The organism is Brevundimonas vesicularis (assembly GCF_032067225.1).
Classification (GTDB): Bacteria; Pseudomonadota; Alphaproteobacteria; order Caulobacterales; family Caulobacteraceae; genus Brevundimonas; species Brevundimonas vesicularis_F.
The window spans coordinates 7,373-23,463 of record NZ_DAMBJX010000003.1; the positions used below are offsets into that span (position 1 = coordinate 7,373).

Annotated in this window: 15 protein-coding genes and 1 pseudogene; 5 read left to right on the plus strand and 11 right to left on the minus strand. The window is 65.7% G+C overall.

Features of this window, described 5'->3' with window-relative positions; all coding sequences use genetic code 11:
• Nucleotides 1–381: pseudogene (locus RT123_RS01150) on the minus strand (peptidase M50); the annotation flags it as partial.
• 58 nt (nt 382–439) lie between these two features.
• Nucleotides 440–1,519, minus strand: coding sequence for a quinolinate synthase NadA (gene nadA, locus RT123_RS01155; protein WP_409514881.1), 1,080 nt, complete (start codon nt 1,517–1,519; stop codon nt 440–442).
• A gap of 202 nt (nt 1,520–1,721) precedes the next feature.
• Here nadA and ilvA point away from each other — a divergent pair, with 202 nt between their 5' ends.
• Complete coding sequence (gene ilvA / locus RT123_RS01160) at nt 1,722–3,236, plus strand: threonine ammonia-lyase, biosynthetic (RefSeq protein ID WP_313007154.1); 1,515 nt, start codon at nt 1,722–1,724, stop codon at nt 3,234–3,236.
• Between the two features lie 69 nt (nt 3,237–3,305).
• Nucleotides 3,306–5,513, plus strand: a complete 2,208-nt coding sequence (locus RT123_RS01165; RefSeq protein ID WP_313007156.1) for a methyl-accepting chemotaxis protein — start codon at nt 3,306–3,308, stop codon at nt 5,511–5,513.
• Nucleotides 5,514–5,553: 40 nt separating this feature from the next.
• Here the strand turns inward: RT123_RS01165 and RT123_RS01170 are convergent, their stop codons facing one another.
• Complete coding sequence (locus RT123_RS01170; RefSeq protein WP_017504716.1) at nt 5,554–5,952, minus strand: host attachment family protein; 399 nt, start codon at nt 5,950–5,952, stop codon at nt 5,554–5,556.
• Between the two features lie 109 nt (nt 5,953–6,061).
• On the opposite strand from RT123_RS01170, the gene RT123_RS01175 reads away from it, so the two are divergent.
• Nucleotides 6,062–6,772, plus strand: a complete 711-nt coding sequence (locus tag RT123_RS01175; protein WP_313007159.1) for a LamG-like jellyroll fold domain-containing protein — start codon at nt 6,062–6,064, stop codon at nt 6,770–6,772.
• On the opposite strand, the gene RT123_RS01180 is transcribed toward RT123_RS01175, so the two are convergent.
• From RT123_RS01180 to RT123_RS01205, 6 genes are all read right to left on the minus strand, one after another.
• Entirely contained in the window at nt 6,769–7,296 is a 528-nt protein-coding gene (locus tag RT123_RS01180; protein ID WP_313007161.1) for a methylated-DNA--[protein]-cysteine S-methyltransferase, read from the minus strand. The two genes, RT123_RS01175 and RT123_RS01180, sit on opposite strands and share 4 nt — an antisense overlap.
• Nucleotides 7,280–8,371 carry an Ada metal-binding domain-containing protein gene (locus tag RT123_RS01185; protein WP_313007162.1) on the minus strand — a complete coding sequence of 364 codons (1,092 nt, stop codon included), beginning with the start codon at nt 8,369–8,371 and terminating at the stop codon, nt 7,280–7,282. The genes RT123_RS01180 and RT123_RS01185 overlap by 17 nt, the downstream gene beginning before the upstream one ends.
• Nucleotides 8,372–8,429: 58 nt before the next feature.
• The gene (locus RT123_RS01190; RefSeq protein WP_017504712.1) at nt 8,430–8,639 is read right to left on the minus strand and encodes a helix-turn-helix transcriptional regulator; all 210 of its coding nucleotides are present in this window, start codon (nt 8,637–8,639) and stop codon (nt 8,430–8,432) included.
• Entirely contained in the window at nt 8,632–9,333 is a 702-nt protein-coding gene (locus tag RT123_RS01195; protein ID WP_066623589.1) for a hypothetical protein, read from the minus strand. The genes RT123_RS01190 and RT123_RS01195 overlap by 8 nt, the downstream gene beginning before the upstream one ends.
• Nucleotides 9,334–9,405: 72 nt before the next feature.
• A complete protein-coding gene (locus RT123_RS01200) occupies nt 9,406–10,554 on the minus strand; it encodes an HAAS signaling domain-containing protein (protein ID WP_313007165.1) in 1,149 nt (382 codons plus the stop codon).
• Nucleotides 10,551–10,886 carry a PadR family transcriptional regulator gene (locus RT123_RS01205; RefSeq protein WP_161638426.1) on the minus strand — a complete coding sequence of 112 codons (336 nt, stop codon included), beginning with the start codon at nt 10,884–10,886 and terminating at the stop codon, nt 10,551–10,553. Before RT123_RS01205 ends, RT123_RS01200 begins: the two co-directional genes overlap by 4 nt.
• A gap of 141 nt (nt 10,887–11,027) precedes the next feature.
• Here RT123_RS01205 and uvrB point away from each other — a divergent pair, with 141 nt between their 5' ends.
• Entirely contained in the window at nt 11,028–13,370 is a 2,343-nt protein-coding gene (uvrB, locus tag RT123_RS01210) for an excinuclease ABC subunit UvrB (RefSeq protein WP_313007167.1), read from the plus strand.
• A gap of 124 nt (nt 13,371–13,494) precedes the next feature.
• Here the strand turns inward: uvrB and RT123_RS01215 are convergent, their stop codons facing one another.
• The gene (locus tag RT123_RS01215) at nt 13,495–14,664 is read right to left on the minus strand and encodes a type I restriction enzyme HsdR N-terminal domain-containing protein (protein WP_313007169.1); all 1,170 of its coding nucleotides are present in this window, start codon (nt 14,662–14,664) and stop codon (nt 13,495–13,497) included.
• A gap of 119 nt (nt 14,665–14,783) precedes the next feature.
• Here RT123_RS01215 and RT123_RS01220 point away from each other — a divergent pair, with 119 nt between their 5' ends.
• Nucleotides 14,784–15,134 carry an endonuclease domain-containing protein gene (locus tag RT123_RS01220; protein WP_313007171.1) on the plus strand — a complete coding sequence of 117 codons (351 nt, stop codon included), beginning with the start codon at nt 14,784–14,786 and terminating at the stop codon, nt 15,132–15,134.
• Nucleotides 15,135–15,221: 87 nt separating this feature from the next.
• On the opposite strand, the gene RT123_RS01225 is transcribed toward RT123_RS01220, so the two are convergent.
• Nucleotides 15,222–15,974: a hypothetical protein gene (locus RT123_RS01225; protein WP_313007173.1), complete on the minus strand. Its 753-nt coding sequence runs from the start codon at nt 15,972–15,974 to the stop codon at nt 15,222–15,224.
• Between the last annotated feature and the right edge of the window lie 117 nt (nt 15,975–16,091).

Genomic DNA, 16,091 nt, shown 5'->3' on the forward strand with positions numbered 1-16,091 from the left:
CACCAGAACCCCGTCCCACTCACTTTTTGGCTCACGCCGCGCCTTGGCCAAGCCGCCAAGGAAGGGGATGATGTAGATGCGGGCCGGCCCCATGCCCAGCTTGTTCATCGCCAGGGCGTGGCCCGCCTCATGGACGAACAGGCCGATCAGCACCGCGCCCGCCACGATGGCGCTGCCCGTGATCCACCACAGGAAGCCGCCCATCAGCGCTGTGGACAGCATCGCCCACACCAGGCTCTGGTCCTTCTCGACCGGCGCTTCGACTGCGGGCGCCGGCGCGGTTTCACGGGCTGGTGTTGTTTCGGGCTTGGCGTCCCAAGGTCCCGGCGTGCGGGCCGGCGTGCGGCCAGGCGTCTGATCTGTGGTGTCTGTGTTGCTCATGGCGTCCAGATGCGCGCGGACGACCGTCCCGTCGCCGGGACCGATCGCCGCGTCACGCTCAGATCAGCTCCACATCGACATGATGCCGGGCTTTGACCAGGTCGTAGCGCGCGGGAACGGCGGGCGGCGGCAGTTCGATCATTCGCTGCACCGCCAAGCGTCCACGTTCGATCATGTCGGCCGGCACCGTAACCTCGAACTGCATGTTCAGCAGGCAGTCGTGGATGTTCTGCAGTGTGATCCGCTTCATGTGCGGGCACAGGTTACACGGGCCGATGAACTGCACGCCCGGCACGTCGCCGGCCACGTTCGAGGCCATCGAACATTCGGTGATCATGACCACCTGTTTGGGCCGGCGCGCCTCGACATAGTCAGTCATCGCCGCCGTCGAACCGGCGAAGTCCGCCGCCGCCAGCACGTCTTCCGGGCATTCGGGGTGGGCCAGGATTTCGGCGCCCGGATAGGCGGCGCGCATCTCGGCGATGTCGTCCACCGTGAACCGCTCATGCACCTCGCAGCGGCCTTTCCAGGCGATGATGCCAACCGTCGTCTGGGCCGCGACATTGCGCGCCAGGAACTCGTCGGGGATCAGGATGACGCGGTCCACGCCCCATTCCCTGGCCGCCCATTCCACCACCTGAACGGCGTTGGCGCTGGTGCAGCAGATGTCGGTTTCGGCCTTCACATCGGCCGTCGTGTTCACATAGGTCACGACCGGCAGACCCGGATAGCGCTGCTTGATCAGCCGCACATCCGCCCCCGTGATCGACGACGCCAGCGAGCATCCGGCGCGCAGGTCGGGGATCAGCACGGTCTTTTCCGGCGACAGAATCTTGGACGTCTCGGCCATGAAGTGGACGCCCGCCTGGACGATCACCTTGGCGTCCGACCGCGCGGCCTCCTTGGCCAGGCCCAGGCTGTCGCCGACATAGTCGCCGACCCCGTGGAAGATCTCGGGCGTCATATAGTTGTGGGCCAGGATTACGGCGTCGCGCTCGCGCTTCAGCCGGTTGATCTCGCTGATCAGGCGCGCCTGTTCGGGCCACTCCAAAGGCGTGACGTGGTCCTTGACCTTGGCCCACACCCCGGCGGTTTCCCGCGCCAGCTCTTTCGTCAGACCAAAGGCGCCGTCAGCCATGATCATCTCCATACCCTTATGCTCACATTTAGCATAAGCACGCGCAATGTAGGCCTATGCGGGCGCTGTGCAAGAGGAAATGCATGCCGCCTCCTATCCGCCACCGAAGACAAAGATTTGCAAAAACCGTTCCCATTTCGGCGAATATCGCCTAGACGGCAGCCCACTTCTTTGCTTCCAAGCGCCTATCCGCAGCATTTCCATGCAGGACACCATCCGCCGCATCCTCACCGCCCGCGTCTATGACGTGGCGGAGGAAACGCCCCTCGACCCGCTGCGCCGCCTGTCGGCCCGGCTCGACCGGCCCGTCCTGCTGAAGCGCGAGGACTTGCAGCCGGTCTTTTCGTTCAAGATCCGCGGCGCCTACAACAAGATCGCCGGCCTGTCGGAGGACGAACTGTCCAGGGGCGTCATCTGCGCCTCGGCCGGCAATCACGCGCAGGGAGTGGCCCTGGCGGCCGCACGTCGCGACATTCCCGCCACCATCGTAATGCCCACCACCACCCCCGGCATAAAGGTCGCGGCCGTCCGCGCCCTGGGCGGCGAAGTGGTTCTGCGTGGCGACAGCTTCGACGAAGCCTACGCCCACGCCCGTGATCTGGAGGGCCGGACCGGCGCGGCGTTCATCCATCCCTTCGACGACCCCGACGTCATCGCGGGCCAGGGCACGGTGGGCCTAGAGATCGCCCGGCAGCACGCTGACCCGATCGAAGCCATCTTCGTGCCCATCGGCGGCGGGGGCTTGGCGGCCGGCGTCGCGGCGATCGTCAAATTCCTGCGGCCCGAGACCCGAATCATCGGCGTCGAACCGGTGGATGCCCCGACCATGAAGACCGCCATCGACGCGGGTGAGGTCGTGACCCTGAACGAGGTCGGCCTGTTCGCCGACGGCGTCGCCGTGCGGCGAGCGGGAACCGAGACCTTCCGCCTCTGCAAGGATTTGCTGGACGAGATCGTGTTGGTGGACACCGACGCCATCTGCGCCGCGATCAAGGACATCTTCGACGACAGCCGCGCCATCGCCGAGCCCTCGGGCGCCGTGGCATTGGCGGGGCTGAAGGCTTGGGCCGCCGCCCACCCCGGAAGCGGCAGTCTGATCGCCATCAACTCGGGCGCCAATCTGAACTTCGACCGGTTGCGCCACGTCGCCGAACGGGCCGAGATCGGAGAGGGTGCCGAGGCGCTGCTGGCCGTGGCGATGAAGGACGACCGCGACGACTACCGTCGATTCCTGGACAGTCTGGACGGTCGTTCGGTCACCGAGTTCAACTATCGCTGGTCCGGCGACGGGCAGGCGCAAATCTTCGTCGGCGTGGCCCTGCGAAACGGTCCGCACGAGCGCGACGACCTGATCGCGGCCCTGCGTTCGGGCGGCTACGCCGTCGAGGACATGAGCGACAATGAGACCGCCAAGCTGCATGTCCGCTACATGGTCGGCGGCCGCACTGTCGGCCTGCTCCACGAACGCATCCTGCGCTTCCAGTTCCCCGAACGCCCCGGCGCCTTCCTGCGGTTCCTGAACAGCCTCCAGCCCGCCTGGGCCCTGACGCTGTTTCACTATCGCAACCACGGCGACGACGTCGGCCGGGTGCTGGCGGGCATCAGCGTACCGCCCCGGGAACAGGGCCAACTGACCGCCGCCCTGGCCGATCTGGGCTACCCTTACGTCGATGAGACCGCCAATCCGGCGTGCCGGCTGTTTCTGGACGGCGCATGACTACGTAGCGCCGCCTTAACGGGGTGTTTGGGGAACGGGGCGCATAAGCGCGGGCCTACGGAGCCCGTCATGTCTGCGTTCAATCGCCTGTCCATCGCCCTGAAGCTCGCCGTCGTGGCGGGGCTCGCCATCGGCGCCTTGATGATCGTCGCGGCCATCGGCGTGACGGCCTATTCCGGCGCGATCGTCCGCGACATGGCGGGCCGGTACGCCGAAAGCGCTGCGCAAGAGGCCTCGCAAGAAATCCGCAACGAGATCGTCTCGGCGGGCACGGGCGCCAAAACCCTGGCGGCAACCCTGGGCGCCGCACGACAGACGGGCCTGACCGACCGCGCCGCTTATATGGCCCTGGTCAAGCCAAACGCCGAAGCGACCGATCAGGTCATGGGCGCCTGGTTCATGGCCGCCCCTGACGCCGTCGGCGCCGACGCCGCCCACATTGGTGATGCGGCGACCAGTTCGAACGTCAACGGACGACTTTCAGTCTATTGGGTGCGCCGCGACGGCCAGATTTCCCTGGAACCTGAGGCAGACGGCTCGGACTTCGAACAGGCCTATTACACCGAGCCGATGGCCAGCGGCGCGCCGGTCGTGGTCGAACCGTACGAAGAGAACATTGGCGGCGGCAAGGTCGCGATGACCTCGGTCGCCTATCCGGTGCACGCCAACGGCCGCATCATCGGCGTCGCGGGCCTGGATATCACCTTGGCCAACCTGTCGCAGCGTCTGGCGGCGATGAAACCGCTGGGCACGGGCCGCGTGACCTTGGTGTCGAACAAGGGCGTCTGGGTCGCCCATCCGGACGCCGCAGTGCGAGGTCAAGCCTATGCGGACGCTGGCGCGGACATCGTGCGCAACGTCATCGCCAAACGCCAAGCCCAGGCGGTCGAGGGCGTCAGCGTGAACGGCGAGCCGGTTCGACGTCTGGTCCAGCCCGTGATCCTGCCCGGCCAAAAGGCGACCTGGGCCGTCGTGCTGGACATCCCCGTCAAGACGATCGAGGGCCCGGCGCGGCAGTTGGCCTTGATGCTTCTGGTCGGCGGCGTTCTGATCATCGCCGCCATCATCGTCGCCCTTCTGATCACCAGTGACCGTCTGATCCGACGCCCACTGGCGCGTCTGACGGCCGATGTGCAGACCATGAGCGATGGACGCTATGACATCCCCGTGGCCGGCGCGGACAAGGCCGACGAACTGGGCCAGATTGCGCGGGCGCTCGAAGGGTTCAGGATCGAGCTTGCGGACGGTCTGACCCGTCGCGACCAGCAACAGCGCGAACGTGCGGCCGCCGAGACAGATCGTCGCCGGCACGCCGAAGAGACCGAGCTTTTCGCCGCCTCGCAAACCCGCGCCGTCGAGACTTTGGGCGAAGGTCTGTCGCGCCTCGCCGCCGGCGAACTGGCTTGGCGGATGCCGGAGGCGGGCTTCACCGCCGACACGCGTCGCATCCCGGAAGATTACAACGCCGCCCTGCACCAACTGCACACGACGATGACCGGCATCTGGACCACGGCTCAGTCGATGCGCGGCGGATGCCAGGACATCGCCGCCGCCGCCGACAGCCTGTCGCGCCGGACCGAACAGCAGGCCGCCGGTCTGGAGCAGACCGCCGCCGCGCTGGATGAGCTGACGCAGACGGTGCGCAGCAGCGCCGAAAACGCCGAGCGCGCCCGAGACATCACTCAGGCCGCTCAGGCAGCGGCCGATAAGGGCGAGGCGGTTGTGCAGGACGCAATCGGCGCCATGTCGGAGATCGAGCAATCCTCGACCCAGATCAACCAGATCGTCGGCGTCATCGACGAGATCGCCTTCCAGACCAGCCTGCTGGCCCTGAACGCCGGCGTCGAGGCCGCCCGGGCCGGGGAAGCCGGACGCGGTTTCGCCGTCGTCGCATCCGAGGTGCGGGGCCTGGCCGAACGGTCAGCCAGCGCCGCAAAAGAGATCAAGGCGCTGATCGCCCTGTCGCAAAGCAATGTGCAGCGCGGATCCGACCAGGTGTCGCTGACGCGCGACAGCCTCAGCGCCATCGCTGTCCAAGTGGCGGAGGCTAACGCCCTGGTTCGCTCCATCGCCGCCGCGACGCGCGAACAGTCGGTCGGCATCGGCGAGATCAATATGGCGATCAATCAGATGGACCAGTTCACGCAGCAGAACGCCGCCATGGTCGAGGAATCCACAGCCGCCAGCCACGCCCTGACGAACGAGGCCGGCGAACTGGAGGGTCTGATCAGCCGCTTCGACCTGGGTCAGGCGGCGCAGTCGAGACGCGCCGCCTGATCAAGCGACGGGCGCCACATTAGAGCGCGTCTGACAATCTTCACGCCTTGTCGATGGCGGCGGCGATCTGATCGCTGGAATGGCCGGTCAGATCCTTGGCGATCTCGCCGACCAGCTTGGCTTGAAGGTCCTTGTGCCAATGCTTGCGCAGTTCGCCGAGCGTCTTGGGCGCTGCGATCACGAGCAGTTCGTCGATCTTATTGGTGACCGACCATTTGTTCAGCACCTCGGCGACGCCCATGGCGAAACCGTCCTCGGCCTGGGTGTCATTGTCCGGGTTGGCTTCATTGGATCGGCGGCCGGCCGAACCCGAAACCCGATCCGCGATGGCCGGGGTTTCCAGCGGCGTCAGCTTGATGTCCGAAGCGTTCGTATTCTTGAACAGGGCCAGCTTCTCGCCATCGACCACCGCCACCAGCGCGCCATTGGAAAGTTTCATCGTCGATACTCCAGTCTGTAGGGATCGAGACAACGAACCGGGACGCAGGCCGTTGCCTCGCGCCGCCGATCCCATAGTGTCGCGCGACAAAACCGCCGGGAGATGAACCATGCCTGACGTCCTGCCGCTGGACCGCCGCCGCCTGATGGCCCTGGGCGCGTCAAGCGCCGCGGCTGCCATCCTGCCGGGGTGCGCGACCATGACGGCTGCGTCGCCGCGCCAGTTGATATGGACCTTCGATCGCCTGACCGACATCGGGGGGATCGAAACCCGCGTCGAGGGCGCGCCGAGCCTGATCGACAGTCCGTTTGGCCGAGCGGTTCAGTTCGACGGCGTGGACGACGCCCTGTTCATAGATCAGCATCCGCTGGCCGGGGCCGAAACCTTCACCTTCGAGGCCCTGTTCCGACCCGACGGCGGCGCCTTCGAACAGCGCTGGTTTCATCTCGCCGAAGAGGCGCCGGCCGATCAGCCGCCGTCGCAGACACGCTTCCTGTTCGAGATCCGCGTGGTTCAGGACCGTTGGTACCTGGACGCCTTCACGCGCGGCCCCGGTTACAACCACACCCTGATCTTTCCCGAGCGGCTCCATCCGTGCAGACAGTGGTTCCACGTCGCGCAAACCTTCGACGGCGTCCTGTACCGGGCCTATGTCGACGGCGTTCTGCAGGGCGAACACCCGGTGCCGTTCACGCCGCAAGGGCCAGGCCGCGCCTCGGTCGGCTGCCGCATCAACCGCGTGAACTACTTCAAGGGCGCGGTGCATCAGGCCCGCTTCACCCACGCCGCCCTGCCGCCCGAACGGTTCACGCGGGGCTAAAGCAGCCGGCCGCCCGTTTCATGCGCCAACAGCCAGCGTTTGCGCTCAAGCCCGCCCGCATAGCCGGTCAACGTTCCATTTGCTCCGATCACGCGGTGGCAGGGCACGATGACGCCGACCGGATTGGCGCCGTTGGCCAGGCCCACGGCGCGGACGGCCTTTGGCGCGCCGATGGCCGCAGCGAGCTGACCGTAGGTGCGGGTCTCGCCGGTCGGAATGTCGCGCAAGGCCTTCCACACCGCGCGTTGGAAATCCGTGCCGCCGGTGCGGACCGTGATGGCGTCGAAGGCGGTCAGGTCGCCGCCGAACCAGGCCTCGACCGCCCGACGGATCGTCTCCGGCGCGCGGCCTTCGGTCAGTACGACCTCACCGTAGTGGCGGCGCAGCAGCAAGCGCAGACGGGCTTCATAGTCGTGGAAGTCCAATGCCCGCACCGCGCCGTCGGCGTCGGTGACGACCAGCACCTCGCCGACGGGGGACGGGATGCGATCCAGGATCAGATGCATGTCAGGCTGCTTGGTCATCTCGCCGCTCCTCGCTCAGGGCCCAGTAGAGTGCGCCATAGGCCCGCCACGGCCGCCACGGCTCGGCGCGCGCCAGCAGCGCGGCGTCTGTCGTCGTCAGCCGGTCGCTGGGCGCATCCGCACCGGCATCGATCCAGTCGCCCGCAAGCCGCAACCCCGGCCTGGCCGTGATTGCCGCGCGCAAAACGGGGTCGGCCGACAGGTCGCGCGTGATCGCCTCGGGATCGGCGGCGAGATCGAACACCCGTCGAAGCCGCGACAGCACGCCCGACAATGCTTTCAGATTGTCGATCCGCGCCTCGATCGCCGCCTTGCCCGGTTGGGCGGGGCGCACCGTCACCGCACCCTCCGTGCCATCCACGTCGGGGCGCAGCCGCCGGGTCCATGTCCCATCGACAACCGTCTCGCCCGCGACGCCGCGCGTCGCCAAGGTCGTCATCATGGCGTCCCAGTCGTAAGGCGGGCGATAGGACAGTCCGATCTTGATCACCCCGCCCGCTTCGGCCTCGACCTTGCGACGCCGCAGGTCGGACGGTGCGCGCCCATACAGGGCCTGAAACGTCTCATTGAATCGTCGTACGCTGCCGAAACCCGACGCCATCGCCACCTCGGCCATCGACAGGGCGCTCTCGTGGATCAACTGTTTGGCCAACAGCACGCGCCGCGTCTGGGCCACGCTGACCGGGGCCGCGCCCAGATGCTGGCGGAACAGGCGGCGCAGCTGCCGCTCGCCCATGCCCAGCCGTGTCGCCAAAGCGTCCGTGTCGCCGGCATCCAATCCCCCCGCCTCGATCAGGGCCAGGGCCCGGCTGACAGTGTTGGACGTGCCGCGCCAGGCGCCCATTTCCGGCGCCGTCTCGGGCCTGCACCGCAGACAGGCCCGCAAGCCAGCCGCCTCGGCCGCTGCTGCGCTGGGGTGAAAGACTACATTCTCGCGTTTCGGCGTCCGCGCCGGGCAGACCGGCCGGCAGTAGATCCCCGTCGAGGTCACGCCGGTGAAGAAACGCCCGTCGAAACGGGCGTCCCGCGCCACGACGGCGCGCCAGCAGGCCTCCTGATCCAACAGCTGATCCATGCCCGCAGGATGCGCCGCCCGCCCGAGGATGTCTCGCGGTTTTCGGACATGGATCGGATCAGTCTCTCAGGAAGAACAAGGCCTCCACCGTCGTGTCCAGGGCCCGGGCGAGTTCCAGGGCCAAGACGGTCGAGGGCACGAAGACGCCGTTCTCGACCGTGTTGATGGTCTTGCGCGAGACGCTGGCCTTGTCGGCCAGCCCCTGCTGCGTCAGGCCTGCGGCGGTGCGCGCCTCCTTCAGCCGCGAGCCGAGCCTGGGATCACCCATCGCGACCGGCCTCGCGATCCAGCCAGGCGAACCGTAGGCCCGCCGACGCCCCGCCCAGCGCCAGGACATACGGCAGAGCCAGCACGCCATAGTCTGCGCGCCATAGACCCAGACCCAGCGCCACGGTCACTCCGCCCATCAGCACGACAAAGGCCAGGATCATTGATCGCGCCCGCAGAACCTGCGTCAGCTCGTCTTCCATCAAGCGGCGGTTCTTCTGCGCGTTCCAATCCCAGCCCATGACGAGCACAGGGATCAGCCAGCCGTACAGAACCGGCAGCAAGATCTGCACATAGGCGCCCAGGTTGTGGTCGCCGCCCAGGACCCTCTGCATGGCCAGATGCGCCTGAGCCATGAAGAGCAGCAGCACCAACGGATAGAGGACCAGCTGTTGCGTACGCCCCCGCTGCAGCTTTTCGCGGCGTGCGCCGTCACGGCTTTCCGCCACATCGATCGGCTGTCCGGGGCGGCCGCACCAGGCCATCATGGCGCCGATGAGCATCAGCCCCAAACCAAAGCCGGCCGCCACGCCCGCCGTCGTCGCTTGGTCGCCCTCTGTTCCATGCATGAGGGCGAAACCCGCTCCGCCTGCCAGGGCGGCGGCGCCGATGACGAGCATGGCGACGCCGCCCCACCAGTATCGACGCCGGCTCGACTGCACCCGCATAACAGCGGCGTTTTCGTCCTTGTTCACGACTTCCTCCTGAAGTAACCTTGAGGTGACATATCACCTATAGGTTACACGCCGTCAAGAGGAGATGTCGCCTTATCGACCGACGACCAGTCGCGCCGCCGCCCGGATGACCCGCACCACCTCTGCGGCGAAGGCCCAGACGACCACGACCATCAGGATCGTCGCCACCCCGCCCACATCGTCGCCAGAGCGGCCGATCAGAACCCGAATCCGATCCACGAAATCGGTGGCGCTGCCGACCCAGATCAGCGGCGACAGCGCCGACCAGAACCAGACCCACTGCAGGCCCCAGGCGGCGGCGACACCGAACGCCAGGTCGCCCAGCGCCGTCACCCGCATATTTCCGCCCGACGCCGCCCGGATCAGATCGAAGCCGATGCGGCAGGCGACGAACAGGGCCACCGGCCAATAGGCGACCCGCACCATGTCAGCCAAGATGCGCCCGTAATCGACGCCGTCGACGACTCCGGCCAGCTCCTCCGGCCGGATCGGCGCGGCCTGCAACAGGCCCGTCCACCACAGCAGCACCACGGTCCAGCCGATGGCGCTGGCCACCGCACGCGCCACGGGCGACATCTCGGCGCTCTTACGCACGGCTTGGCCCGACTTTGAGGCCCCTTCGCCGCCCCTGGTGAACCATTCGCTCTTGGCGATCCGTTGGGTCGTCCACTGCTCAGCGTCGAAATCGCCGCCCAGTTCGAACAGGCCCAGATCCTTGACGCGCCATTTGGCGATGAAGTCCGGCTTCTTCGACTGACGCTCCAGCACGAAGCCGACGGCGGTGAGCAGGCCGACAACCGTGATCGCGCCGCTGATCAGGCTGGAGATCCCCTGCCCGATCGCCTGGCCCACATAGACGTCGCCGACCAGGACCCGCACGGCCAGGCCGATCAGGGTGACGGCCGCCATCACCGTCAGCCCGACCTTCAGCCCGAACATCCACCACGGATAAAGCTCAGGCCCGATCAAGGCGTGCGGTCCTGGGCGATAGCGCGCCGCCACGGTCAGCGGATGACCGACCTCGCGTAGCAGGGCTTCGACCTCGTCGTCGGTCGGCGCCCGGCCCAGATGCGCCTCCAGCGCCTCCAGACGCCCCATGATCTCGTCGCGCAGCTCGGCGACGATGTCGTCACGGTTGTCCTTCGGCAGCTGGGCCGCCACGGCCTTCAGATAACGCTCGACCAGGTCCATGCCGGTCTCTCCCTCTTTCCCGATGTTCACAGCATCTTCTCCAGCGAGGCCGACAGGCCGCGCCATTCCACGGCGAGCCGTTCCAGCATCGCCTCCCCGCGCGACGACAGGCGGTAGAACCGCTTCTTGCGCCGCTCCTCCTCGCGCCATTCGCTGTCCAGCAGCCCCTGGCTCTCCAGCCGGCGCAGCAGCGGATAGAGGGTGCTCTCCTCCATCTCGACCCCGACCTCGCCCAAGGCGACCCGCAGCGAATAGCCGTATTGCTCGCGCCTGAGACTGGCCAGCACGGCGAGGATCAATGACCCCCGCCGAAGCTCCAGCCGCAGGCTCTCGAACAGCAGCGCCTCGTCGTTCTCGCTCACCCACCACCTCCGTACGCCACATAGTGTGTGACACACAGTGTATGGGACATACTGTGCGAGGGAGTCAAGCTGAACCGACCGCAACCCAGCGCAACTCAGCGCGCTATGGCGAGACACGCCCTCACGCACTAAGTTCTGTTCATGAACCGTTCTTCGACGCCGAAGCCCGCCGCCGCCAAGCCGGCCAAGCCCGTTCACGTCCCAAATCCGGGGGTGCAGGAGGCGGCGGCCGCCTTTATCCGCGATACGGGCAAGATGCCGATGTTCGCCCCGGTCGCCGGGCCGCGCCTGACGCCGGAGGAGCCGGTCGCCGCGCCCGCCGACTGGGTGCCGCACCGCCCCTCGCACGAGGGCAAGAAAAAGGGCGGCCGCTTCCGGCTGGAGACCAAATACACGCCCGCCGGCGACCAACCCGCCGCCATCGCCGAACTGGTGGCCCAGGCCCAAGCCGGGGACCGCGACCAAGTCCTGCTGGGCGTCACCGGCTCGGGCAAGACCTTCACCATGGCCAAGGTGATTGAGGAAACCCAACGCCCCGCCCTGATCCTGGCGCCGAACAAGACGCTGGCGGCCCAACTCTATTCCGAATTCAAGTCGTTCTTTCCCGACAACGCAGTCGAATACTTCGTCAGCTACTACGACTACTACCAGCCAGAAGCTTATGTTCCGCGTACGGATACGTACATTGAGAAGGACTCAAGCATCAATGAGCAGATCGACCGGATGCGGCACTCTGCGACGCGGGCTATACTGGAACGGGAAGACGTCATCGTGGTGGCGTCGGTGTCCTGCATCTACGGCATTGGGTCGGTTGAGACCTATACGGCGATGACGTTCACGCTGAAGGTGGGGGATCAGATCGACGAGGCGAAGCTGCGGGCGGATTTGATTGCGCTGCAGTACAAGCGCAACGATCTGAACTTCGACCGGGGCATGTTCAGGAAGCGGGGCGACGTGATCGAAATCTTCCCGGTCCACCTGGAAGACCGGGCGTGGCGCATCAGCCTGTTCGGGGACGAGCTGGAGGCGATCCAGGAGTTCGATCCGCTGACGGGCAAGAAGACGGCCGATCTGAACGAGATCACCGTCTATGCGGCCAGCCACTATGTGACCCCGCGCCCGACGCTGAACCAGGCCGCCGCCGGCATCAAGGCGGAGCTGAAGGAGACGCTGGACTGGATGGTCGAGAACGGCAAGCTGCTGGAGGCGCAACGCCTCGAACAGCGCACCCGCTTCGACCTGGAGATGATGGAGGCCACCGGCAGCTGCGCCGGCATCGAGAACTACAGCCGCTGGCTGACAGGCCGCGCGCCGGGTGAGCCGCCGCCGACCTTCTTCGAATACATCCCCGACAACGCCCTGCTGTTCGTGGACGAGAGCCACGTCACCATCGGCCAGATCAACGGCATGTTCCGGGGCGACTACCGCCGCAAGTCGACGCTGGCGGAATACGGCTTCCGCCTGCCCTCCTGCATCGACAACCGCCCGCTGAAGTTCGAGGAATGGGAGGCCATGCGCCCCCAGACGGTGCACGTGTCAGCCACCCCCGGCCCGTGGGAGATGGAACAGGCGGGCGGCGTCTTCGTCGAGCAGGTCATCCGCCCCACCGGCCTGATCGACCCGCCGGTCGAGATCCGCCCCGTCTCGGGCAAGACCCGCAACCAGGTCGACGACGTCATCGACGAGGTCAAGGCGACGACGGCCCGTGGCTATCGCAGCCTGGTCACCACCCTGACCAAGAAGATGGCCGAGGACCTGACCGAATACATGCACGAGCAGGGCATCCGCGTCCGCTACATGCACTCCGACGTCGACACGCTGGAGCGGATCGAGATCCTGCGCGACCTGCGGCTGGGCACGTTCGACTGTTTGATCGGCATCAACCTGCTGCGCGAGGGTCTGGACATCCCCGAGTGCGGCCTGGTCGCCATCCTGGATGCGGACAAGGAGGGCTTCCTGCGCTCGGAGACCTCATTGATCCAGACCATCGGCCGCGCCGCGCGCAATGTGGACGGCCGCGTCATCCTGTACGCCGACCGCATGACCGGCAGTATGGAGCGCGCCATCGCCGAGACCGACCGCCGCCGCGAACGGCAGATGGCCTACAACGCCGAACACGGCATCACGCCCGAAACGGTCAAGCGCGACATCAAGGAGATCATGGACAGCCCCTATGAGTCGCGCGAGATGGATCGTCTGACCAAACCGGGCGTGGCCGAAGCCTCCAAACCCTTCGTAGGCTCCAACTTCCAGGCCGCCCTGCGCGACCTGGAAGGCCGCATGCGCGAGGCCGCCTCCAACCTGGAGTTCGAGGAAGCCGGCCGCCTGCGCGACGAGATCAAGCGCATGAAGCTGATGGACCTGGAGTTCGCCAACGAAGCCCTGACCGGCGCCGGCGAAGCCGTCGACAAGTCCGCCCCCAAACGCTGGCGCGCCGAGGCGGCGGCGGAAGCGCAGGAGCGGTTTAGGAAGGGGCGGTTGTAGCCAAACTTCCCTTCTCCCCTTGCGGGAGAAGGTGGCTGAGCGAAGCGAGGTCGGATGAGGGGTATGCTGATCTTGGCTTCGCGTTCGCTGACCCGCCGTCAAATGGCACCGATCTGCTGGCCGTTCAGCCGCCCGACGTGGCCTTGTCGGAACCTTCCAACTCTTGGATACGGCTCTCTATCAGACTCGACAGTTGATAAATGTCGGTCAGGTCCCCGATTAGGTGTCGCGTTTCGCCCTTCGCAGCAAACGTGCCGACATACTTTTTCGTCACGCCATTGAAATGAAGGCGCGCGATAGTTTTCCGATTATTGTCATCTAGCAATATTGCGCAGTAGGACTGCGCATCACGCATTACGATACGCCTGGGCTTCACCAGTTTAGATGCTATGGCTTGTATGATATGGAAGCCAGAAATCTCTTCTTCAGTTGTAACGATCACTTCGGGATCGCTCTGCGTCGCCTCCTCCTCGTCAACCATTGAGGGCCCGGTCGCATTAAGAGCGGTGGAGAGTCGGTCATTAACCTTGTCGCGGATGATCGACGAGAAGGTGGAGACAACCATCTTGCCGAAATTCTCGCGCACTTGAGATGTGATGCGCCCCTCGTGAACGCGAGCTGCCATCATCCGCACAAACTCCTCCGATGGCTCGGCCATCTCCTTCTCCAGTTCCTTACGAAGCAGGGACTGGAGCTTGAGAAGACCCGCTTCCTGAACGATTTTGTCGATATCGAACGAGGCCTTGGTGAACTTCTCGACTGTGCGCGCGTCAGTGGGCTTCAACGCGTCCATACTGAATGTGAAAAACGGCTTGTCGTCCATCTTGTTGGACGCTTCGACGTCTGAATAGAACTGGTAGACGACGCCATTTGTCAGAATAGCGAGTCTGGCGTCAGTGACTGAAAAATACCGAAACAACTGGCTGGCGTGATTGACATTTAAGGCCACATTGCTTGGCTTACATTCCACAAGGATGCGAACCCTCCCACCATCACAGATGGCGTAGTCAACTTTCTCGCCCTTTTTCGTACCGACATCGGCTGTGTATTCCGGGACAACTTCGGATGGATTGAATACGTCGTATCCAAGAGCTTGTATGAATGGCATAACCAATGCCGTCTTCGCAGCCTCTTCGGTCAGTAAAACTTCACGATGCTCCATCGTTCGCTTTTGAAGTTCGACGAGTTTTGTTTGGATGTCCAAGGCTTCCCCCCATTGAGCGCCGACAGGTAATACGCAACTTTGCAGCGAGTCTAGGGACATCCGGAAGTTTAGTATGAGCCAAACTGTCATCTGGCGGTCCGAGGTTTTGTGACCCCTCATCCGCCCCTGCGGGGCACCTTCTCCCGCAAGGGGAGAAGGAATGTGGGGGCAGGATTGCAATCCGGGCGCATGCGCGGAACAACTTCAGCATGGATGACTGGCTGCATTCTCGCGCCAAGGCGATGCGTCGCGAGCCCGTTCTGTATGAGCGGCGGTTGTGGGCGATCTTGCGGGATCGGGGGCTGGAAGGGCTGAAGTTTCGGCGGCAGGTGGTGATGGGGCGGTATATCGCCGACTTCGTCTGTCTGAGGCATCGGCTGATCGTCGAGGCGGACGGGCCGCAGCATGAGGATCGGGTGGAGGACGCCGAACGGGATGCGTGGTTTCGCGAGCAGGGTTTTCGGGTTCTGCGGCTTCCCAATCAGATGATCGAGAACCATCGGGAAAAGGTGCTGGCGGCGATTGTGGCGGCGACGCGAGAGCGGTTGGTGGAGGATTAGAGGACTGTCGGTTGGCGGTTTCGCGACCCCTCATCCGACCTCGCTTCGCTCGGCCACCTTCTCCCGCAAGGGGAGAAGGATTGGTGGTCAGAGCTCGTCCAGCGTCTTCTCCCACTCCTCCATCGTCACTCTCCCCCGCAGGGGGCCCAAGAAGAGGTCGAGGCCTTGGGAGATGCGGCGGTCCTGTTCGCGTTCGATGACGGGGTCGAGGCCGGCGGCGCGGAGCTGGTCCTCGAGCGCGGCGATGCGGCGGTCCAGCTGGACGCGGCGGGCCAGTTGGGCGTGGCCCCATTCGGTGTTGGCGCGCTCCAGCCTCTGCTTCGCCTGCCAGTATTGGCCGCGCAGTTCCCAGTCGCTCTTGTCGCTGGTGTTCATGGCGAAGCGGCGCTCGGCCTCGGCCTCATTGGTCAGGATGTCGAAGACCAGTTGCAGGGGCGCGGTCTTCACCGTCAGGCGGGCGGCGCGGCCGGGGCCGTCGCGGTCGGCCAGTTTGCGATAGGTCTCGGCCAGGGCCGCCAGGGCGCGGGCCTGGGCGAAGTCCTGGGCGTGCAGGGCGCGGCCCGAGGCCTTGGCGGCGGCGCGGGCCAGGGCGGCGGGGTCGTTGGGGTCGTCGGGCGACAGGTCGGCCGCGTCGTCCGGCGACAGAGGCTGGGGCGCAGGCGTCGCGGCCTCGCTGCGCGGATGGCGGGACCAGCCCTCCTTCGTCGCGCGGGCGCGGATGGAGGCCTCGGTCACGTCGTGGCGGGCGGCGACGGTCTTGGCGTCGAGGCCGGACAGATAGTCCTTTCGGACCTGGGTCCAGACCTCGGGCGGTTTGATCTTGTAGAGGCGTTTTTCCATGCGGGCATTATGGGGCGGTCTCTACCCCAGGCCGGAAGAAGGCCGATTTTCGAGGCTAGAGATTTGATTCTCCACATCGCGACATGTCATGGGTCACGCGCCAGCTGTGCATGAGGC

Excerpts from the sequence above, each read along its gene's own strand:
- RT123_RS01215 (WP_313007169.1), bottom strand. The coding sequence starts at position 14,664 with ATGACAGTTTGGCTCATACTAAACTTCCGGATGTCCCTAGACTCGCTG.
- RT123_RS01180 (WP_313007161.1), bottom strand. The coding sequence starts at position 7,296 with ATGACCAAGCAGCCTGACATGCATCTGATCCTGGATCGCATCCCGTCC.
- RT123_RS01165 (WP_313007156.1), top strand. The coding sequence starts at position 3,306 with ATGTCTGCGTTCAATCGCCTGTCCATCGCCCTGAAGCTCGCCGTCGTG.
- RT123_RS01225 (WP_313007173.1), bottom strand. The coding sequence starts at position 15,974 with ATGGAAAAACGCCTCTACAAGATCAAACCGCCCGAGGTCTGGACCCAG.
- RT123_RS01170 (WP_017504716.1), bottom strand. The coding sequence starts at position 5,952 with ATGAAACTTTCCAATGGCGCGCTGGTGGCGGTGGTCGATGGCGAGAAG.
- RT123_RS01190 (WP_017504712.1), bottom strand. The coding sequence starts at position 8,639 with ATGGGTGATCCCAGGCTCGGCTCGCGGCTGAAGGAGGCGCGCACCGCC.
- RT123_RS01185 (WP_313007162.1), bottom strand. The coding sequence starts at position 8,371 with ATGGATCAGCTGTTGGATCAGGAGGCCTGCTGGCGCGCCGTCGTGGCG.
- nadA (WP_409514881.1), bottom strand. The coding sequence starts at position 1,519 with ATGGCTGACGGCGCCTTTGGTCTGACGAAAGAGCTGGCGCGGGAAACC.
- RT123_RS01175 (WP_313007159.1), top strand. The coding sequence starts at position 6,062 with ATGCCTGACGTCCTGCCGCTGGACCGCCGCCGCCTGATGGCCCTGGGC.
- uvrB (WP_313007167.1), top strand. The coding sequence starts at position 11,028 with ATGAACCGTTCTTCGACGCCGAAGCCCGCCGCCGCCAAGCCGGCCAAG.
- ilvA (WP_313007154.1), top strand. The coding sequence starts at position 1,722 with ATGCAGGACACCATCCGCCGCATCCTCACCGCCCGCGTCTATGACGTG.
- RT123_RS01220 (WP_313007171.1), top strand. The coding sequence starts at position 14,784 with ATGGATGACTGGCTGCATTCTCGCGCCAAGGCGATGCGTCGCGAGCCC.